This is a genomic window from Luteimonas sp. Soil_C_5, assembly GCF_057656615.1.
Window position 1 is genome coordinate 1 of record NZ_JBDGKA010000001.1, and the last position, 20,634, is coordinate 20,634.

The 20,634-nt window shown below is 69.4% G+C and carries 15 protein-coding genes and 2 tRNA genes; 9 read left to right on the forward strand and 8 right to left on the reverse strand.

The annotated features are described in order from the left end of the window. From AC3A5K_RS00005 to AC3A5K_RS00015, 3 genes are all read right to left on the reverse strand, one after another. On the reverse strand, nt 1–243 hold a 243-nt coding region (locus tag AC3A5K_RS00005; RefSeq protein ID WP_487615478.1), incomplete at its 3' end, for a hypothetical protein. A gap of 49 nt (nt 244–292) precedes the next feature. After that, nucleotides 293–2,884 (reverse strand): penicillin acylase family protein, encoded by a 2,592-nt coding sequence (locus tag AC3A5K_RS00010; RefSeq protein WP_487615479.1) that lies wholly within the window; start codon nt 2,882–2,884, stop codon nt 293–295. 164 nt (nt 2,885–3,048) lie between these two features. Next, nucleotides 3,049–4,410: an Hsp70 family protein gene (locus AC3A5K_RS00015; protein ID WP_487615480.1), complete on the reverse strand. Its 1,362-nt coding sequence runs from the start codon at nt 4,408–4,410 to the stop codon at nt 3,049–3,051. A gap of 186 nt (nt 4,411–4,596) precedes the next feature. Here AC3A5K_RS00015 and bfr point away from each other — a divergent pair, with 186 nt between their 5' ends. Then, nucleotides 4,597–5,094, forward strand: coding sequence for a bacterioferritin (gene bfr, locus AC3A5K_RS00020; protein ID WP_487615481.1), 498 nt, complete (start codon nt 4,597–4,599; stop codon nt 5,092–5,094). Between the two features lie 238 nt (nt 5,095–5,332). On the opposite strand, the gene AC3A5K_RS00025 is transcribed toward bfr, so the two are convergent. After that, nucleotides 5,333–5,983, reverse strand: coding sequence for a thiopurine S-methyltransferase (locus AC3A5K_RS00025; RefSeq protein ID WP_487615482.1), 651 nt, complete (start codon nt 5,981–5,983; stop codon nt 5,333–5,335). Between the two features lie 135 nt (nt 5,984–6,118). Next, nucleotides 6,119–8,362, reverse strand: coding sequence for a DNA topoisomerase IV subunit A (parC, locus tag AC3A5K_RS00030; RefSeq protein ID WP_487615483.1), 2,244 nt, complete (start codon nt 8,360–8,362; stop codon nt 6,119–6,121). A 198-nt stretch (nt 8,363–8,560) separates the two neighbouring features. On the opposite strand from parC, the gene AC3A5K_RS00035 reads away from it, so the two are divergent. The 5 genes from AC3A5K_RS00035 to AC3A5K_RS00055 all read left to right on the forward strand — a co-directional run bounded on the left by AC3A5K_RS00035 (nt 8,561) and on the right by AC3A5K_RS00055 (nt 13,079). Then, nucleotides 8,561–9,331, forward strand: a complete 771-nt coding sequence (locus tag AC3A5K_RS00035) for a Crp/Fnr family transcriptional regulator (RefSeq protein WP_487615484.1) — start codon at nt 8,561–8,563, stop codon at nt 9,329–9,331. Between the two features lie 471 nt (nt 9,332–9,802). Further along, the gene (locus AC3A5K_RS00040; protein WP_487615485.1) at nt 9,803–11,428 is read left to right on the forward strand and encodes a cytochrome ubiquinol oxidase subunit I; all 1,626 of its coding nucleotides are present in this window, start codon (nt 9,803–9,805) and stop codon (nt 11,426–11,428) included. 27 nt (nt 11,429–11,455) lie between these two features. Beyond that, nucleotides 11,456–12,604, forward strand: a complete 1,149-nt coding sequence (gene cydB, locus AC3A5K_RS00045; RefSeq protein ID WP_487615486.1) for a cytochrome d ubiquinol oxidase subunit II — start codon at nt 11,456–11,458, stop codon at nt 12,602–12,604. 48 nt (nt 12,605–12,652) lie between these two features. After that, nucleotides 12,653–12,766 carry a cytochrome bd-I oxidase subunit CydX gene (cydX, locus tag AC3A5K_RS00050; RefSeq protein ID WP_487615487.1) on the forward strand — a complete coding sequence of 38 codons (114 nt, stop codon included), beginning with the start codon at nt 12,653–12,655 and terminating at the stop codon, nt 12,764–12,766. A gap of 100 nt (nt 12,767–12,866) precedes the next feature. Next, nucleotides 12,867–13,079 (forward strand): hypothetical protein, encoded by a 213-nt coding sequence (locus AC3A5K_RS00055; RefSeq protein WP_487615488.1) that lies wholly within the window; start codon nt 12,867–12,869, stop codon nt 13,077–13,079. Nucleotides 13,080–13,254: 175 nt separating this feature from the next. Here the strand turns inward: AC3A5K_RS00055 and AC3A5K_RS00060 are convergent. From AC3A5K_RS00060 to AC3A5K_RS00070, 3 genes are all read right to left on the reverse strand, one after another. Next, a tRNA-Leu gene (locus AC3A5K_RS00060) sits at nt 13,255–13,341 on the reverse strand. A 109-nt stretch (nt 13,342–13,450) separates the two neighbouring features. Next, the gene (locus AC3A5K_RS00065; protein ID WP_487615489.1) at nt 13,451–13,873 is read right to left on the reverse strand and encodes a HemJ family protein; all 423 of its coding nucleotides are present in this window, start codon (nt 13,871–13,873) and stop codon (nt 13,451–13,453) included. A 157-nt stretch (nt 13,874–14,030) separates the two neighbouring features. Further along, a tRNA-Leu gene (locus AC3A5K_RS00070) sits at nt 14,031–14,117 on the reverse strand. Nucleotides 14,118–14,252: 135 nt separating this feature from the next. Here AC3A5K_RS00070 and rnr point away from each other — a divergent pair. The 3 genes from rnr (at nt 14,253) to AC3A5K_RS00085 (ending at nt 20,634) form a co-directional block, all read left to right on the forward strand. Continuing rightward, nucleotides 14,253–16,730: a ribonuclease R gene (gene rnr, locus AC3A5K_RS00075; protein ID WP_487615490.1), complete on the forward strand. Its 2,478-nt coding sequence runs from the start codon at nt 14,253–14,255 to the stop codon at nt 16,728–16,730. 107 nt (nt 16,731–16,837) lie between these two features. Beyond that, the gene (rlmB, locus tag AC3A5K_RS00080) at nt 16,838–17,605 is read left to right on the forward strand and encodes a 23S rRNA (guanosine(2251)-2'-O)-methyltransferase RlmB (protein WP_487615491.1); all 768 of its coding nucleotides are present in this window, start codon (nt 16,838–16,840) and stop codon (nt 17,603–17,605) included. 20 nt (nt 17,606–17,625) lie between these two features. Further along, nucleotides 17,626–20,634, forward strand: a complete 3,009-nt coding sequence (locus AC3A5K_RS00085) for a diguanylate cyclase (RefSeq protein ID WP_487615492.1) — start codon at nt 17,626–17,628, stop codon at nt 20,632–20,634.

The window sequence follows — 20,634 nt, forward strand, 5'->3', positions numbered from 1 at the left end:
TGCCCTGCGCTTCTCGGACAGCGGGGCACGCAGCCCAAACTCGCTGCGCTCAGACATGGGCTGCTCTTCGGCCCCGCTGTCCTGCGATGCTCGGCTCGCTTTACGGCTCGGTAGATCAAAGGCTGGCAGCCACAGCCACAGCCACAGCCACAGCCACAGCCACAGCCAAAGCCAAAGCCAAAGCCAAAGCCAAAACCAGCCGAAGCCGAATCGGAAGCCGAAGCCGAAGCGATAGCGAAGCATGGAGCCAACGCCGACGTCAAAAGCAAGCCGACGCCAACCCGGATCGAAATCAGCGCCCCGTGCGCGCCTCCGGCACCAGTTGCAACGTATGCGCCGTCGCCTGCGGCAGAAACGGCGAAGCCCGTCCCTGCACCCAATCGGCATGCCCGGCGCCCCAGTACGGCGACAGCGGATGGCCGCTCTGGCCACCGGGCATGTGCGCGAGGCCGTCGGCTTCGTGACCGGGCGCGACCACCATGCGCTGCGATGCGCCGAAATCGGGGGCCTGCACGCGCGGCATCATGCTGTCGCCGGGCAACGGGTCGGCCGGCATGCACAGGTGACGGCGCGCGATGCCCGGCAGGGCGGAGGCCAGCGGATGACAGATCGCCGCGGTGTTGCGCTCGCCCCAGCGGCGTTCGGCCAGCGGGCCCGCGTCGGCGAATTCATCGCGGACCTGCTGCGCCGCGTCTTCCAGCAGAGCATCCCAGCCGGCAACGCCTGCCGCGCTGCAGTCGTCGTCATCGCAGGCGAACCGGCGCGGCAACAGGTGCGCGGGGCGTTGCTGCAGCAGGGGCCAGACCACACCCTCGAGATGCGACAGCCCCGGCATCTCGAACGCGTCGCCTGCCGCGGCCCGGGCCGGTGCCAGCAGGCCGTCGGTGATGCGCTCGTGCACCGCCAGACGCCAGGCGCGGACCAGGCGGTAGCCGGCCGAGTCGACATCGGCCCGACCCGACCAGTCGCGCGATGCCTCCGCCAGGGCGCGCAGTGCGCTGTCACCCTCGCGCGGCGCGCGTTCGCCCAGCAGCTGCCACCAGCGCGTCATCAGGACGGCGCGGTCGTCGAGTTGCAGGGCCAGCAGGTCGGTCTCGGTGAACTGCGTGCCGGCCTGGAGGACGTCGCGGATCTGTTGCGCGCGGGCGCCGAGGGCGCCGCCGCCATCGCCGATGCGTGCGAGGGCGTCGCCGTCGACGACGCGGGTGTTGGCAGTCCACAGGCGATCGGCGTCGGGCGAACGCAGCACCGGTGACACGTTGGTGGCGATCGGCCAGGGGGCGCAAACGTTCCCGATACCGTCGGCAGGCGCGTCGGTCGCGGGTGCATCCGCCAGCGGCGGCACCGAAATCGTGGCGCCTGCGCAACCGGGGCCGCGCACCGGCAGCGGTCCGAGCAGGCGCCAGGCGATGCGGCCCTGGGCGTCGCCGATGACGAGGTTCTGTGTCGGCGTCGCAGTGCGGTCCGCGATCGCCAGGGCGTCGTCGAGATCACGCGCATACGCGAAATCGCCCAGCGCGAAATTCAGCGCGCCGGGTAGATGCGCCACCCAGCGCAGCGCGAGCGCATCGCCGGCATGGGCATCGCGGTGCACGATCGGCCCCCACGCGGTCTCGTCGATCTCCAGCGTGCGTGGCGCTTCGCCTGCGACCTCGATACGTTCGACATGGCGGACGACCGGCGTGCAGCCGCCGGTCGGTGTGGTGTCCGGGGCGCAGGGGCGCACGCGCTGCCAGTCGAGGTAGTCGCCGTAGCTGTTGGTGAAGCCCCAGGCGACATGGCCGGTGCTGCCGACGATCACGGCCGGCAAGCCGGGCAGGGTGAAGCCGGAGACGTCGACGCGACCGTCGGGCGCACGCGGGTGGGGATAGCGCAGGCGCGCGCGGAACCAGATGTTGGGCACGCGCAGGCCCAGGTGCATGTCGTCGGCGACGAGGGCACGGCCGTCTGCCGTCAGCGCGCCGGAGACCGCGAAGTTGTTGCTGCCCGGGCGCAGGTCGCCGGCGCCGTCGGACCTGTCCGCCACCTGCGCGATCCAGTCGGGCAAGGCGCGCGTTGCGGGAGTGGCAGACGCCGACGCGACGCCATGCGCGTCTGCGCCAGCAGCGGTGCGCGAGGCCGCGGCGATGTCCGATGTCGGCGTGTGTCCGCTGCCGGCCTCGGGCGCGGGCAGGGTGCGCAGGTCCACCGCATCCGCGCCCGGCAACACCGCGTCGCCGCGCGCCGCGCCGAACAGGGGGGCATCCCACGTGCTGCCGTCATGGGTGATCAATGCGTACAGCGCCGGCGACACGAGCGTGCGCAGCGCATCGAGTGCGCGCTCGTTGCGGTTGGTCGCATCCTGCAGGTCGAAATACATCGCAAAGCCGGTCAGCGCGGAATCGGCGGGCGTCCATGGCGCCGGTTGCTGGCGCAGCAGCAGATAGGGCCAGGGCCGCACGCGCAACGCGGCCAGTCCGGCGTTGACGCCCTCGGTGTAGGCCTGCAGCTGCGCCATGCGGCCACCGGCCATGTCGGACAGGTTCGCGTCCACGCGGGCGCGCATGCGATGGGTGCGGTTGCGCGCATCGGTCTCGAACGCGCGCGCGCCGAACAGCCCCGACAGTTCGCCAGACGGCACGCGCCGCATCAGGTCCATTTCGAAGTAGCGCTCCTGCGCGTGCACGTAGCCCAGCGCACGCGCGGCGTCGTCCTCGTTCTGCGCGTCGATGGTGACCACGCCGTCAGCGTCGCGTGCAATCGAGACCGGGGCCGACAGGCCGGGCAGGGCGAGTTCGCCATCGAGCTGCGGCAGGCTGCCGCGCAGCAGCCACCACACGGCCACCGCGGCCAGCACGGTCAGGACGACAAGCGCGAGCAGGGCCCGCAGGATCCACGTGCGCATCGCGCCTCCCCAGTGCCGCAACGGAGATGCGGCGTCCGGGGATTATTCCACGCCGCTTCGCGGGATCCGCCCTGCTTGACGAAGCGCGACACGCGTTCCGTCGCGAATCGTCCAACGGCCGATGCGGCGTGGCAGGGCGCACGGCGTCGGCCGCGCGCGCTGGCTCAGTCGTTGCGCGCGTGCTCGGCCAGTCCGGAGACCACGCCCAGCGAGGGATCGCCGCGGACGATGCGCGCCTGCGGGAACCGGGCCTGCGCGGCGGCCTGGACATAGGGCGCGCCGGACATGCCGCCGGTGAGGAACAGGCTGTCGGGCGGCGATGCGAGATCGCCGCGCACCTCGTCGAGCAGCGCGCCGATGGTGTCGAGGAAGCGCGCGCTGGCGGCTTCGAGATCGCCGCGCGTGGCGTCGACCTGCAGGCCCGGCTCGATGTAGTCCAGCGTGTGGCCGGCGTCGTCGGCGCTGCTCAGGTGCACCTTCATGCCTTCCACGCCGCGATAGAGGCGCGTGGTGCCGCCGTCGCGCTGCAGCGCCTGCAGGCGCGGGCCGAAGGGCGCATCGACATGGCCGAAATCGCGCTTGTGGAAATCGCGCTGGCGCGGCATGTCCTGCACCGTCGCCGCCTCGACGAAGTGGTGCACCGGGATGCGGCTGGCGCCCTTGCCGAACAGCGGCATGACCTGGGCCATGCTCAGCGCCAGATCGACGTCGGTGCCGCCGTTGGCCACGCCCCAGGCGCGATGCACCTGCGGCGCCGCAGCGCCGCCGATCTCGGCCAGCGCGATGTCGGTGGTGCCGCCGCCGATATCGACGACCAGCGTGGTGTGCCGGTCCGGACTGCCGGCGTGATAGTGCAGCGCCGCCGCGGCGGGTTCTTCGAGGAATTCGATCGAATCGAAGCCGGCCTGGCCCGCGGCCTCGCGCAGCAGCGCCAGCGCCTGCTCGCCACCGGCTTCGCCGAGCGAACTGCGGAAGCGCACCGGGCGGCCCAGCGTCGCCGCGCGCACGGTCGTGCCCAGCTGCTGGCTCGCGGTCAGGCGGATGTGCTCGAGGATGTGCGCGGCGATGCCGGTGATCGTCTCCTTGGCACGCGGATGCAGGTTGAAGCCGAGCATCGACTTCGGTGACTGCACCAGGTTGCCGCTGCCTTCGAGCAGGTAGCTCTCGATCGCCGCCTCGCCGAAGACCGCGTGCTGCAGGTCGGCCGCCGAACTTTCCGCCTCGCGCATGCGCGCCTCCAGCCACTGCCGGCGCACCACGCGCACCGCGTCGCGGCGCAGCTGCGCCGACGGACGCACAGCGCCACCAGCGCGGCTCTGCTCGGTGCGCAGGGCGCGCATCAGGGACTCCACCTCGGCCTCCATCGCATCGTCGAGCGCGAAATCGTCGAGGTCGGGCAGCGTGGTCGGGAAAAACACCGCGGTGCGGAACTGCGGTTGTCCGTCGAACTGGATGTGCACCAGGCGCTCGCCGATACGGGCGGCGGCGGCGGAATAGCTGGTACCGAAATCGATGCCGATCTTCATGGGGGCGACAGGCGGAAGGCGCCGGAGTCTACGCGGATGCGTGCGTGGATGCAGCCCCGCGTCGGCGTGGTACAGCCGCGGTTGCCGTGGGCGGCGTTGCGAATGCGAAATGCATCTATTCGCATCCGAACATCGTCATCGGGCGCTCGCTAGACTGCGCCCAGTCCACGCCGCACGAGCACCGCCATGAAGGGTCATCCCGAAGTCGTCGATTACCTGAAGTTCCTGCTCCGCGGGGAGCTGGCGGCGCGTGACCAGTATTTCCTGCATTCGCGGCGCTACGAGGACCTGGGCCTGCACCAGCTCTATGCGCGCATCAACCACGAGATGGAAGAGGAAACCCAGCACGCCGACGCGCTGCTGCGGCGCATCCTGTTCCTGGAAGGCGATCCGGACATGCGTCCCGATGCGTTCGAGCCGGGACGCACCGTCGAGGAGATGCTGCGCAAGGATCTGGATCTCGAATACCAGGTGCGCGAGAACCTCGCTAAGGGCATCGCGCTATGCGAGCGGCACGAGGATTTCGTCAGCCGCGAAGTGCTGCTCACGCAGCTGGCCGATACCGAGGAAGACCACACCTACTGGCTGGAAAAGCAGCTGCGCCTGATCACGATGATCGGCCTGGCCAACTATCAGCAGAGCCGCATGGGCGAAGCCGAGGGCACCCACGCCGGCGTGGGTTGACGCGCCCCGCGGCCTTGCCGCGGTCCACCCGTGATGCCCAATCGCCCGCGCCTGTCGCGGGCGATCGGCGTTGGGGGGCGCAGCGGCGCATTCGCGCGTGGTGTTCGCATGTGGCGTCCGGCTGATCGCGGACCGCGGTTGCACGGTGCGTCGAACGACTGGAGCGGCCCGCTCTGTGGATGGTCCGCGTCGCGAGGGTGTCTCCCGGTTCCGAGATGCGCGGCACGCGCCCCGCGCCTCAGCCCCGTCGATCCAACCGGTATACCGCCGTCGACAACGCCGAAACGCCGAAGCCCGGCTCCTTCGCCAGGATGTCGCGCCGCTCGGCCAGGGCGACGGTCCAGTCCGCCGCCAGCAACGCATGCACCTCGTCGGCCGAGACCGAGAACGGTGGCCCGGCCTTTTCCGGCTGCGGATATTCCAGCGTGACCAGCAGTCCCCGGCAGCCCGGCGGCATGCGACGCCACGTGGTGGCCGCATAGGTCGCGCGCAGCGGCGGCGGCAGCGCGATCAGCGCGGCGCGGTCGTACATGCCCGCGCACCCGGCAAGCACGTCGGCGTCCAGCGCGAAGGCGTCACCGACGATCAGTTCGTAGGCGCCCGCGATGAAGTGTCGCCCGGCGGCCGACGCGTGGGTCGCCGGAACCAGCCCGCGTTCGTCGAAGAACTGGCGCACCGCCAGTTCCGAGAGTTCGACGCCGAGCACGCGGTGGCCGCGTTCGGCCAGCCACACCATGTCCAGTGATTTGCCGCACAGCGGCACGAACACGCGTGCATCCGGCGCCAGCTCGAGGGCCGGCCAGTGCGTCAGCAGCAGCGGCAGCGGTGCATCGAGATGGAAACCGATGCGGTTGCTCGACCAGCGTTCGTGCCAGAAACCGGGCTGCATGTGGCTTCCCTCTATCGCAGAAAAGGCCGTGGGCGCGATGGCCTGCTCGCGCGTTCCGTCGCGCGCGAGCGCGCTCCCACAGATGTTCGATCGATGATGGGGCGCGCGCGGCGGGTATCCGCCGCGCCCGCGCCGTTACTCGACCGCCAGCCCTTCGACCTTCTGCCAGCCACGCGGCAGCAGGCCGCCGCGCGAGGCGCGCGGCCCGATGTAGGTGTCGAGATCCTTGAACGTCAGGGTCATCGTGCGCGTGCCCGAGCGCACCAGCAGCGCATTGCCCGGTGCGATCACCGCCACCGCGACCACCTGTTCGGTGCCGCGCTTGGCCTTGGGAATCTCGATGATCTTGTTGCCTTTGCCCTTGTCGAGTTCCGGCAGTTCGCTCACCGGGAACGCCAGCAGGTGGCCGGCGCTGGTCACCACGACCAGACGATCGGCATCCACCGCGCGTACCGGCGCAGGCTGCAGCACGGTCGAGCCGGGCGACAGCGACAGCATCGCCTTGCCGGCCTTCTGCCGGCCGGTGAGGTTCTCGAAGCGGGTCACGAAGCCGTAGCCGTGCGAGGACGCGATGACGAAGCGCGCATCGGCTTCGCCGCTGGCGATGGCCTGGAACGCCGCGCCGGCGGCCGGCGAGAAGCGTCCGGTCAGCGGCTCGCCATTGCCGCGCGCCGACGGCAGCGAGTGCGCGATCGTCGAATAGCTGCGGCCATTGGAATCGAGGAACGCGACCTGCTGCGTGCTGCGTCCGCGTGCGAAGGCGAGCAGGCTGTCGCCGTCGCGGTAGTTCATGCCGGCCGGATCCACGTCATGGCCCTTGGCCGCGCGGACCCAGCCCTTTTCGCTGACGACGATCGTCACCGGCTCGCTCGGCACCAGATCGCTTTCGTCGAGTGCCTGCGCGCTGCCGCGCACCACCAGCGGCGAGCGGCGGGCATCGCCGAACTTCTTGGCATCGGCGATCAGCTCGTCCTTGATCAGCTTCTTCAGCTTGCTCTTGCTGTCGAGCGTCGAAATCAGGCGATCGCGCTCGCTTTCCAGCTCGGCCTGTTCGCCGCGGATCTTCATCTCTTCCAGGCGCGCGAGCTGACGCAGGCGCGTCTCGAGGATGTAGTCGACCTGCTCGTCGCTGAGGTCGAAGCGCGCCTGCAGCACGGCGCGCGGTTCGTCCTCGGTGCGGATGATGTGGATCACTTCATCCAGGTTGAGGAACGCGACCAGCAGGCCATCGAGCAGGTGCAGGCGGCGCTCGACCTTGTCCAGGCGATGGGCCAGGCGCCGGGTCACGGTGTCGGTGCGGAACTGCAGCCATTCGCCCAGCAGCATGCGCAGGTTCTTGACCTGCGGACGGCCGTCGAGACCGATGATGTTGAGGTTGACGCGATAGCTCTTTTCCAGATCCGTCGTCGCGAACAGATGGCCCATCAGCTGGTCGACGTCGACGCGGTTCGAGCGCGGAATCAGCACCACGCGCACCGGATTGGCGTGGTCGGATTCGTCGCGGATGTCTTCCAGCCACGGCAGTTTCTTGGCGCGCATCTGCGCCGCGATCTGCTCGATCACCTTGCTCGGGCTGACCTGGTAGGGCAGCGCCGTGATCACGATGTTGGCGTGTTCCTTCTGGTACGTCGCGCGGGCGCGCACGCTGCCGTGGCCGGTCTCGTACATCGCCAGCAGATCGCTGGCCGGGGTGATGATCTCGGCCGACGTCGGATAGTCCGGGCCGCGCACGTGTTCGCACAGATCGCGCACGGTGGCGTCGGGATCGTCGAGCAGGCGCAGACAGGCGCTGACGATCTCGTTGACGTTGTGCGGCGGCACGTCGGTCGCCATGCCGACCGCGATGCCGGTGGTGCCGTTGAGCAGCAGATGCGGCAGACGCGCCGGCAGCCACGAGGGCTCCTGCATCGTGCCGTCGAAGTTGTCGGTCCAGTCGACGGTGCCGTGGCCGAGTTCGGCCAGCAGCATCTCCGCGATCGGCGTCATCTTCGATTCGGTGTAGCGCATCGCCGCGAAGGATTTCGGATCGTCGCTGGAACCGAAGTTGCCCTGGCCGTCGATCAGCGGATAGCGGTACGAGAACGGCTGCGCCATCAGCACCAGCGCCTCGTAGCACGCGCTGTCGCCATGCGGATGGTATTTGCCGATCACGTCGCCGACGGTGCGCGCGGACTTCTTCGGCTTCGCCGCCGCGCCCAGGCCCAGCTCGCTCATCGCGTAGATGATGCGGCGCTGCACGGGCTTGAGGCCGTCGCCGATGAACGGCAGTGCGCGGTCCAGCACCACGTACATCGAGTAGTCGAGATAGGCGCGCTCGGCGAACTCGCGCAGCGGCAACTGCTCGAAGCCATGGAAGGGGGAACGGACGGACTCGGTCATCGGGACAGCATCTGCGGCGGAACCGGGATTTTAGCGGGTGGTGGTCGCAGCTGCTGCGTTGCGGTGTGCACGTGGACGAATCGGGCGTCGGGACGGCCTGGCTGGGCCCGCGCGCATTGAGTTCCACGGGTCTGCGGCGCCCCGGAGGCATCCTGTCCGTGCCGGCGCCGGGAACGCCCCGGTTATCATGGCGTCCGCATGGACACCAAGCCCCGATCGCGCAGTGCCACCGAGTCCAGCGGCGCCGCGCGTCATGCGGCGGTCGGCAGCCCCAAACGTGCGCCGCACGGGGGCTGCGATGGTTGCCTGGCCCGGCCGCTCGCGATCTGCGCTTCCATTCCCGCCGCGGAAACGCATGCACTGGAGGCCGCTGCCGGTGAAGTGCTGCTGCCCGTCGGCGCCACGCTGGCCAGCGAAGGCGACCCGCGCCGCGAGGTCTACACCGTCACCCGCGGCATGCTGCGCCGCGTGCGCCTGCTGCCCGACGGCCGCCGGCTGGTCGCGGGCTTCCTGATGGCCGGCGACTTCATCGGCTTCAGCGGCGCTCCGCAGTACCGCCACACCCTCGAGGCCGTGACCGACTGCGTGCTGTGCGTGTTTCCCATGCAGTCGATGCGCAGCCTGTGCCAGCGCTATCCAGAACTCGAATCCGGAATGCTGGCCCAGGCTTGCAGCGAACTCGATGCCACCCGCGGCAACCTGATGCTGCTGGCGCGGCTCGGGCCGGGCGAGCGGCTGGCCGGCTTCCTGGTCGAACTGGGCGGACGCCAGCAGCAGCGCGGCGGACCGGCGCATCACGTCGACCTGCCGATGACCCGGGCCGACATCGCCGACCATCTCGGCCTCACGATCGAAACGGTGAGCCGCAGCTTCACCAAGCTGCGGCAGAGCGGGGCGATCGCATTCGAGGATCCGCGGCGGATCGATCTGGTCGATGTGGCGGCGCTGCGGCGTGCTGCCGGGCTGTAGCGGCTTGGATCTGTGCGTGGCTGCGGTGACCGAGAGGCCCACGAACGCCTGACCCGGTCATCCCGGCGAACGCCGGAAGCGTCTTCCAACAGCGCGAAGTGCGGTCATCCAGCGTCTTGCGCGCCGCCAGCGCGTGTCCGTCCACGGCGTCGAAGCCGGTGGATGACCCGACATCCGTCTGTTGAACGCCCGGCGTTCGCCGGAATGACGGGCCGGGCTTGCGAGCGTGACGTGCCGGAATTGCCCGGATGACTGGCTGAGATGGGCTGGAAAGATGGGCGGACCGGAACGGCGGGCCGGAATCGCCGGAACGACGGACTCGCCGTAATCACGGACCAGGAATCGCGAAGACGCCGGGCTGAAGCGCGACGCGCGCCAGCAGGGAGAAACCCGCCCCGCATTGATCTGGATCAATGCCCATCCGCCGGCCGGCGCGCAGCCTTGGCGCATGACCCGTTCCGGCCGCAATCCATGATCGACATGACCGTCGTCGAGCTGTCCCGCCTGCAGTTCGCGCTGACCGCGATGTACCACTTCCTGTTCGTGCCGCTGACGCTCGGACTCTCGTTCCTGATGGCGATCATGGAGAGCGTCTACGTCATGACCGGACGCGATGTCTGGCGGCGGATGACGCTGTTCTGGAGCGTGCTGTTCGGCATCAACTTCGCGATGGGCGTGGCGACCGGCATCGTCATGGAGTTCCAGTTCGGCATGAACTGGGCCTATTACAGCCACTACGTCGGCGACATCTTCGGGGCGCCGCTGGCGATCGAAGGCCTGATGGCGTTCTTCCTCGAAGCGACCTTCATCGGCCTGTTCTTCTTCGGCTGGAAGCGCATGTCGAAGATCCAGCATCTGGTGATCACCTGGCTGGTCGCGCTGGGCGCGAACTTCTCGGCGCTGTGGATCCTGGTCGCCAACGGCTGGATGCAGAACCCGGTCGGTGCGGTGTTCAATCCCGACACCATGCGCATGGAAATCACCGACTTCGTCGCGGTGATCTTCAATCCGGTCGCGCAGGCCAAGTTCGTGCACACGGTCTCGGCCGGCTACGTCACCGGTGCGATCTTCGTGATGTCGGTCAGCGCCTTCTACCTGCTGCGCGGCAAGCACAAGGACATCGCGCGGCGCTCGATCGCGGTCGCCGCCAGCTTCGGTCTGGCCTCGGCGCTGAGCGTCGTGGTGCTGGGCGACGAGAGCGGTTATGCGGCCACCGAACACCAGAAGATGAAGCTCGCCGCGATCGAGGCGATGTGGCACACCGAGCCCGCGCCGGCCGGGTTCACCGTGATCGGACTGCCCAGCCAGGCCGACCAGCACAACCGCTTCGAGATCAAGATTCCCTACCTGATGGGACTGATGGCGACGCGCTCGCTGGACGGCGAGATCCCCGGCATCCTGGAGCTGGTCGAACGGGCCGAAGTGCGCATCCGCGGCGGCCAGCTGGCCTACGCGGCGCTGGACGCCCTGCGCGAGGACCGGACCGACACCGCGGCGCGCGCCGCCTTCGACCAGCACTGGCCGGACCTCGGCCATGCGCTGCTGCTCAAGCGCTATCGCGACGACATCCTCGATGCGACCGAGCAGGAAATCTCCCAGGCCGCGATGGACACCGTGCCGCGCGTGGCGCCGCTGTTCTGGACGTTCCGCATCATGGCCTGTATCGGGTTCTACCTGATCGCCTTCTTCGCCTTCGCGTTCTGGCTGGTCACGCGCAACCGCATCGAGGACAGCCGGCGCTTCCTGTGGGTCGCACTGTGGAGCCTGCCGCTGCCGTGGATCGCGATCGAATGCGGCTGGTTCGTCGCCGAGTACGGCCGCCAGCCTTGGGCGGTGGAAGGCGTGCTGCCGACGTTCTATGCCGCGTCCGGCATCGCGCTCAAGGACATCCTGATCTCGCTGGCGGGCTTCGTGATCGTCTACACGGGCCTGGCGATCGTCGCCGCGAAGCTGATGCTCAATGCGATCGGCAAGGGCCCGGATGTACTGGCGCCGCCGGCCGGTGACGACGCTCCGGCCGCGATCGACGACGTCGCACCGGACCTCGATGCACGCGCATTCGACGCGCTCGATCGCACGCCCGCTCCGCGCGTCTGACGCGCCCACGTTCTGCAAGGATCTGCCATGGAATTCATTCCCCTCGACTACGCGACGCTGCGCCTGATCTGGTGGCTGCTGCTGGGTGTGCTGCTGATCGGCTTCGCGGTGATGGACGGCTTCGATCTCGGCGTCGGCGCGCTGCTGCCGTTCGTCGCCAGGACCGATGTCGAGCGCCGCATCGTCGTCAACACCATCGGTCCGGTGTGGGAGGGCAACCAGGTCTGGTTGATCCTCGGCGGCGGTGCGATCTTCGCCGCGTTCCCGCCGCTGTACGCGGTGAGTTTCTCGGGCTTTTATCTGGCGATGTTCCTGATCCTGTTCGCGCTGATCCTGCGGCCGGTCGGCTTCAAGTTCCGCGGCAAGGTCGAAGACCCGCGCTGGCGCCAGACCTGGGACTGGGCGCTGTTCGTCGGCGGCGCGGTGCCGGCGCTGGTCTTCGGTGTCGCGGTCGGCAACGTGCTGCTCGGCGTGCCGTTCCATTTCACCCCGGAGCTGCGTCCGGTCTACACCGGCGGCTTCTTCGCGCTGCTGACGCCGTTCGCGCTGCTGGCCGGGCTGGTCAGCGTGAGCCTGCTGGTCGCGCACGGCGCGGCAATGCTGGTGATCAAGACCGACGGGCCCATCGCCGCGCGCGCAGCGCGTTACGGCAGTGTCGCAGCCGTGCTGGGCGCAGCACTGTTCGTCGCTGCGGGCGTGTGGATCGCCACCGGCATCCACGGCTTCCGTGTGGAGTCGGTCATCGATGGCGCGCAGGCCTCCAATCCGCTGTTCAAGACCGTCAGTCGCGCCCCGGGCCTGTGGATGGAGAACTACGCGGCGATGCCGTGGACGATGCTCGCGCCGGCGCTCGGCATCGCCGGCGCGCTGGTATCGGCGCTGCTGCTGCGCATGCGCCGGGGCATGCTGGCGTTCATCGCATCGGGCACGTCGGTCGCCTGCGTGATCCTGACCGTGGGCCTCGCGATCTTCCCGTTCCTGCTGCCGTCGTCCACGGTGCCGGACGCCGGGCTGACGCTGTGGGACGCGTCGAGCAGCCCGCTGACGCTGTGGATCATGCTGCTGGCGACGGTCGTCTTCCTGCCGCTGATCCTGGTCTACACCAGCTGGGTCTACCGCGTGCTGCGCGGCAAGGTCACCGAAGCCAGCGTCGCCGACACCCCCAACGCCTACTGACGCCGCGCGGGCACGCCCGCGTCCGTCATCTTCAAGGGAGACAGTCTCATGTGGTATTTCGCCTGGATTCTCGGCATCGGCCTCGCGGCGACGTTCGCGATCCTCAACGGCATGTGGTTCGAAGTGCGCGAGCAGCGTCGGGAAGCCGCGCGAACGGCGTGACCCTGCGGTCGGCGCAGCGTTCGATGGCCGCTGACGCGGCATCACGTGCGGCCGCGCGTCGGCTGCGCACACTGTCGCCACCACCCGCGGAGCGATCACGATGAGCCGGAATGACACCCCCGACACCACGCGCGGTCCGCTTGAAGATGCGCGGACGCCCGATGGTCCGAAAACGCCGGGCGAATCGTCCGAGAAGCGCGACCAGGATCAGCGCAACGATCCGGAATCGATGCCGGGTGCCCTTGAAGGCAACCCGACACGTCGCAGTGGCGAGGGGACACCGGACGACCCCGGAAATCGCAAGCGCGAATGAAGCGACACATGCTGCACGCACGGTGCTGTCGCGTATCCGACACGCGCGCAGCGCGCCGGGCGATGCCAGGCGCTGCGGGACGACAGTCCGTCGCCTGCCCGCAAAAAAAAGACAGGCACAAAAAAACCCGCGTCGGCGGGTTTGATGTTCACGGCTGGTAAGGCTGTGATGACCTTGGTGCCCGGGAGAGGACTCGAACCTCCACGGAGTTGCCCCCGCTAGCACCTGAAGCTAGTGCGTCTACCAATTCCGCCACCCGGGCAGGTCAGGGCGCGAATTCTGCGGGCGCGCCGCGCCGCTGTCAATGCACCGCGCGCGATCCGCCGTCCGCATGCAGCTGCAGCGGGCCGCAACGCATCGCAGGCGCGCGCTCAGACGGGTTTCGTCAGGGCGAGCAGGGCGATGGCCAATGCGGTGCAGAACGTCACCGGCGCGGCCAGGCGCAGCACGCCTGGCGGTATCCACGACGGGTCCACCGTGGACATGCGCCGCAGTGCGCGGCTCAGCCAGATATGCAGGCCCACCAGCGCCAGGACCAGGGCGAGCTTGATGTGCAGCCATGGCATCCCCCACCAGCCGGCCTGCACGGCCAGCGTCGCGCCCGCGCCCAGCGCGGCCACCAAGGCAGGTGCGGTCACCCAGCGGTTCCAGCGGCGCAGGCTCGCCAGCAGGGCGCGGCCGTTGGCCGAAGTGGATCCGGCCAACAATGCGACGGCGAGGCCATTGCCCACCATGCCGCCGATCCACGTGGCCGCGGCCATCAGATGGAGCAGTTTGAGCGTCGGGTAATCCATGAGGTCCGGGAGCGCGGGCGTACTGCGCGCAGCATGCGCCTGGCGATGCGTCGTCCGGGGCCGGCCTGCGCGCACCTCGGGGATCGGCGGATTGCGGGCACAAAAAAACCCGCGTTGGCGGGTTTGATGTTCACGGCTGGTAAGGCTGTGATGACCTTGGTGCCCGGGAGAGGACTCGAACCTCCACGGAGTTGCCCCCGCTAGCACCTGAAGCTAGTGCGTCTACCAATTCCGCCACCCGGGCAGGTCAGGGCGCGTATGGTGTCGATGCGCGCGGGTGTTGTCAACGAAAATCCATCGTGCATACACCGCTCCGGAGTGCACGTGCCGCAACAGGCCTCGACGCGGGCTTCGAGGGGCGGGGTGTACCATCGCCCCGATGCCTAAACCTCCAAGCAAGCGCGGCGGACGCCGCACCCCCTCCGGAACCGCCCGGCCGTCGGACGATCGTCGTGATGGCCCGCACCGCGGACCGAAATCCTCTTCTGCCACGTCGTCAGCATCGGGCGCATTGCCGCCGTGGATGCCCGATCCGGGCCTGACCCGCGCGCTGCGTTCCGCGCGCCCGGCGCAGCCCCGCGACGACCGGCCGCCGCCGCGCCATGCGCCGACCGTCGGTACGATCGACGATCCCTACGCCAGCCGCGAAGCCGCGCGCTATGCCAACCCGATCGCCAGTCGTGAGGCGATCCTGCAGTTGCTCGTCGATGCCGAGGGCCCGATGACGCTCGACGAGCTCGCCGGCAAGCTCGAGCTGACCGAACCCGATCGCGCCGATGCCCTCGGCAAGCGCGTCGCGGCGATGCTGCGCGAAGGCCAGCTGCTGCAGAACCGCCGCGGCGGTCTGGTGCCGGCCAAACGCATGGATCTGATCCCGGGCACGGTGATCGCCAATCCGGAAGGCTTCGGCTTCCTGCGGCCGGATTCCGGCGCGGGCGAAGACCTCTTCCTGCCGCCGACCGAGATGCGCAAGGTCATGCACGGCGACCGCGTGCTGGCCAGCCTCACCAATGTCGATGCACGCGGCCGCCGCGCCGGTGTCGTCGTCGAAGTGCTCGAACGCCGCACGACGCGGCTGATGGGCCGCTTCTCGGTCGAGCACGGCATCAGCTATGTCGTGCCGGACGATCGCCGCATCCAGCGCAACATCCAGATCCCGGTGGACGCCCGCCAGGACGCGCAGCACGGCCAGCTGGTCGTCTGCGAGATCACCGCGCCGGGCGATTCGCACCGTCCGCCGATCGGCCGCGTGCTGACCGTGCTGGGCGATGTGCTCAAGCCGTCGCTGGTGGTCGAAGCCGCGATCCACGGCCACAACCTGCCGCACGAGTTCTCGCAGGACGTGCTCGACGAAGCGGCCGCGGTGCCGGTCGACGTGGAAGAACGCATGCTCGGCGGCCGCGTCGATCTGCGTTCGTTGCCGCTGGTGACGATCGACGGCGAGGATGCCAAGGATTTCGACGATGCCGTCTTCTGCGAACCCAACCGCGACGGCTTCCGCCTCGTGGTCGCGATCGCCGACGTGTCGAACTACGTGCGGCCCGGTACGCCGCTCGACGACGAAGCCCAGCTGCGCGCGACCAGCGTGTATTTCCCGGGCTTCGTCGTGCCGATGCTGCCCGAGACGCTGTCCAACGGCATCTGCTCGCTGAAGCCGAAGGTCGACCGCATGTGCTTCGTCTGCGACATGCAGGTGCTGCGCGACGGCACGGTGTCGGAATCGAAGTTCTACGAAGCGGTGATGCATTCGCACGCGCGCCTGACCTATACCCAGGTGTGGAAGGCGGTCGGCGAACTCGACGAGGACACGCGCGCCGCGATCAAGCCGGTGCTGCCGCAGGTCGAACGCCTGCACCAGCTCTACGCCGTGCTGGCCAAGGCGCGCGCCAAGCGTGGCGCGATCGAATTCGAATCGTCCGAAGTGCGGTTCGTACTCGACAACACCGGCGAAGTCACCCAGGCCGGCATGCTCCAGCGCAACGATGCGCACAAGCTGATCGAGGAATGCATGATCGCGGCGAACGTGGAGGCCGCGCGCTTCCTGCTCGAGGCCGCCATTCCCGCGCCGTACCGCGTGCACGACAAGCCTCCGGAAGCGAAGTACACGGACCTGCTGGAATTCCTCAAGGAATTCTCGCTGCGCCTGCCGCCGTGGTCGAAGGTGCAGCCCAAGGATTTCACCCAGCTGCTGAAGAAGATCCGCGAGCGCCCCGACGCGACCCTGCTCGAATCGGTGCTGCTGCGCAGCCAGAGTCAGGCCGTCTACACGCCCGAGAACATCGGCCACTTCGGCCTGGCGCTGGCGGCCTACGCGCATTTCACCTCGCCGATCCGCCGCTACCCCGATCTGCTGGTGCACCGCGCGATCAAGCACGTGCTATCGGGTCAGCCGCTGGCGAAGTTCCTGTACACGCCGAGGCTGATGGAAAGCCTGTCGCTGCAGTGCTCGGAGCGCTCGCGACGCGCCGACGAGGCCGAGCGCGAGGTCGACGAGCGCTACCGCGCCGCGTGGATGGAACAGCACGTGGGCGGCAAGTTCGACGGCGTGATCAGCGGCGTGACCAGCTTCGGCCTGTTCGTCGAACTGGACCAGTCGAAGGTCAACGGTCTGGTCCACGTGACCCAGCTGCCGAACGACTTCTACAGCTTCGATCCGATCCGCCGGATGCTCAACGGCCAGCGTGCCGGGCGCCAGTACCGCCTCGGCGACCGGGTGCGGATCATCGTGCTCAAGGCCAGCCTCGAGGACCGCAAGATCGATTTCCGGCTGGTGGACCCGGACGGCCAGGACCCTGGTGGCCCGAAACCGCTGCCGCCGCGCGGCAAGCCGGCCAAGCGCGAGAAGAAGCCTTACTGATCAGGCCGTTTCGCTAGAATGGCCGTCATTCGCGGGGCCGGCGCGCAGGTGCCGGCCCCGTCGATGTGTCCAGACGCCCGCATTCCTTTCTTCGAATTCCCAGCACCATGACCAACAAGCAGAACCAGTGGATCGTCGGCATCAATGCCGTGGCCGCGGCCATCGAGCACGACGCCGAGAACGTGCGCGAGGTGCTGCTGGAAGCGGGCGCGAAGAATCCGCGCATCGTCGAGATCGAATCGGCCGCGCGCCGCCGCGACATCGACGTGCGCCGGGTCAACCAGCAGGCGCTCGATGGCGTCGCCGGTGGCCTGCGTCACCAGGGCGCGGTCGCGCGCTATGCCGCGGCGAAGACCTGGGACGAGAACGAACTCGAAGGTCTGGTCGAGGCCGCCGAAGGCAAGGCGCTGCTGCTGGTGCTCGACGGTGTACAGGATCCGCACAACCTCGGCGCCTGCCTGCGCAGCGCAGCGGCCGCGGGCGTGACCGCGGTGGTGATTCCGAAGGACAAGGCGGTGCAGGTCAACGCGACCGTGCGCAAGACCTCGGCCGGTGCGGCGGACAGCATTCCGGTGGTGCGCGTGACCAATCTGTCGCGCACGCTGCGCGATCTGCAGAAGCAGGGCGTGTGGATCTACGGCCTGGCCGGCGAAGCCACCGCGACGCTGTATGCGACCGACCTGCGCGGCAACGTCGCGCTGGTGCTGGGCGGTGAGGCCGATGGCCTGCGCCGCCTGACCCGCGAACATTGCGACGGCCTGGTCACGATTCCGATGCCGGGCGGCGATGCGCTGGGCGGTGTCGAAAGCCTCAACGTCTCGGTCGCGGCTGGCGTGACGCTGTTCGAAGCGGTGCGCCAGCGGATGGCCCGCTAAACCAGCCGTCGGAGCGGGGCATGCGGCCCGTGGACGCGACTGCAGGTGCAGGTGGCCCGGCCGCATTCGCGCGCGGCCTGCTGCGTGTCGTCGTCCTGCTGGCCGGGCTGGCGTGGACGGCCGCCGCCGCCGCGGCCGGATCGTTGCCCGGTGCCACGCCCGGGCCGCTGCGCGATTACGCCGTCGACCACTGGTCCTCGCGCGAGGGCCTGCCGCACAACTCGATCCGGGATCTGGCCCAGACGCCGGACGGCTATCTGTGGCTGGCGACCTGGGAGGGTCTGGTCCGCTACGACGGCCTGGAGTTCGTCGTCTATGACCGCAGCACCCCGGATCCGGCGCTGCCCGACAACGGCGTCGGTTCGCTGTACGTCGATCCGGCCGGTGCGCTGTGGCTCAGCGATTCGCGCGGCAATCTGGGAAAGCGCGACGCCGATGGCAGCTTCCGGTTCTGGACCTCGGCCGAGCAGGGCTGGCCGCAGGTCCTGATCCACGCGATGGCGATGGACGCCGAGGGGCGCCTGTGGCTGCTGTTCGAGGGACGCGGGCTGGGTTGCCTGCATCCGGATGGGCGCTTCGAGTTCTTCGAGGCCGCGGCCGATGTACCTCTGCCGCTGAGCTATCCGCACATGGCGGTCGGCGATGACGGCCGGATCTGGATCGGTGGCATGGGCGGCCTGGTGGTGCGCGAGGCCGACGGTGCGCTGCGCCGGGCGCCGGCCGCGTTCGGTCTCGCGCCCGGCCTGGCGTGGCCGTACCGCGCGCCGGATGGCGCGATCTGGCTGGTCGCCGGCGACGGCGTGCACCGCGTGGACGGCGCACGCGCGCCGCGGGTGCACCGGATTCCGGGGCAGGGCGACATCACCGCGATGCTGCAGGATCGGCACGGCGACCTGTGGCTGGGCAGCGAGAGTCGCGGCCTGCTGCGCATCGGCGCGCGCGGCATCGAGGCGCCGCCGGCCGATGCCGCGCGGCCGTCGGGACGCATCGTGCAGTTGCTGGAGGACGCCGAGGGCAGCGTCTGGGCCGGGGCCAACGGCGGCCTGTTCCGCGTCCGCGAAACGCTGTTCAAGCGTCTGCTTGCCCGCGATGGGCTGAGCGGCGACTACGTGCGCGCGCTGATCGAGGACGGCGCCGGACGGCTGTGGATCGGCAGCACCGGCGGGCTCGACCGGCAGGGCGGGGATGGACGCCTGCACCCGGTCGCGCTGCAGCCGGGCGTGGCGCCGTCGGTGCTCAGCTTGGCACGCGGCGCGGACGGCGACCTGTGGGTGGGCGCCTATGGTGGACGCGTCTTCCGCGTGCGCGACGGCCAGGTCGTGGACCGGCTCAGCGGATTTCCCGGACACATCCGCGCCATCGAGATCGACGGCGAGGGCGCGGTCTGGATCGCGACCCACAGCGGTCCGCTGCGCCTGGTCGACGGCCGCGTGTCCACGCCGCGGGTGCAGGGGCTGCCGACCGGCCTAGTGACGTCGCTGGCGTGGATCGACGACGCGCTGTGGATCGGATCGGTCGAAGGCGCCAGCGTGCTGCAGGAAGGCCGCGTGCGGCATGTCGCCCTGCCGCCTGTGGATGGCGCGCGCACGGTATTCGCGTTCCGCGGCATCGGCGACGCCGTGTGGCTGGCGACGGACCGCGGGCTCTACCGCGAGCGCGACGGCGTGCTCGCGCACGTGGGACTGGCGCAGGGCATGCCGGTCGACACCGTGTTCCAGATCGTGCCCGACCGCCTGGGCAACGCCTGGATCACCAGCAACCGCGGCATGCTGCGCGCACGCATGGACGATCTCGATGCGGTGGCCGATGGTCGCCGGGCCCGCGTCGCGCTGGAGCGTTACGACGAGATCGACGGCATGTCGAACGCGCAGGGCAACGGCAGTTCGTCGCCGTCGGCGATCCTGCGTCGCGACGGTTCCGTCTGGATGGCGACGGCGCGCGGCGTCAGCGCGGTCGATCCCGAACGCTGGCGCACCTTCAGTGCACGGCGTTCGCCGCTGCCGCGGATCGAATCGGTGCGCATCGACGGTGCATCCGCGCCCTGGCACGACGGCGACCGGTTGCCGGGTGGCACGCGGCTGTCGGTGTCGTACGTCGGTCTGAGCTTCCTGATGTCGGACCGCATCGTGTTCCGCACGCGCCTCGACGGTGTGGATACGGACTGGGTGGAGCGCGGACGGCAGCGCAGCGTGGATTTCGTCGGCCTGCCGCCGGGCGAGTACGTGCTGCGCATCGCCGCGGCGCATCCGGACGGCGAATGGAGCACCGAGGAGGCCGAATGGCGTTTCGCCGTCGCGCCGCTGTGGTGGCAACGGCGCAGCGTGCAGGCGCTGGGCATTGCGCTGGTGCTGCTGGCACTGGCGCTGGTCTATCGCGAACGGATCCGCCGCTATCGCAGCGCGAACGACCGGTTGAGCCAGCTGGTGGACGACCGCACGCGGGCATTGCAGCGGCAGACCGAACAGCTGATCGAGGCCGACAGCGAGAAGACCGAGCTGCTGGGACGCCTGCGCATGCAGGCCGAAACCTTCGAACGCCAGGCCTACGAAGACGCGCTGACCGCATTGCCCAACCGGCGCAGCTTCGATGCCGCGCTCGCGCGCGAGTTCGCCCGTGCGCATCGCCGGCGCCAGCCGCTGTGCCTGTTGATCCTCGACGTCGACCGCTTCAAGGCGATCAACGATGTGCACAGCCACGCGGTCGGCGACGAAGTGCTGCGCCAGGTCGGCGTGCTGCTGGCCGGTGCCTGCCGGGCATCCGACATCGCGGCGCGGATCGGCGGCGAGGAGTTCGCGATGATCTTGGTCGATGCCAGCCGCGAGGATGCGCACGCGGTCTATGCGCGCCTGCGCGAGACCTTCGCGGCCAAGCACGATTGGGGCGGGGTGGACGATCTGCAGGTCACGATCAGCGCAGGCGCGACGATGCTCGATCCGCTGGACACCGCGCCCGCGCAATTGATGCGCCGGGCCGACGTGGCCCTGTATCGCGCGAAAAGCGAGGGCCGCGACCGGCTCTGCGATGGCTGA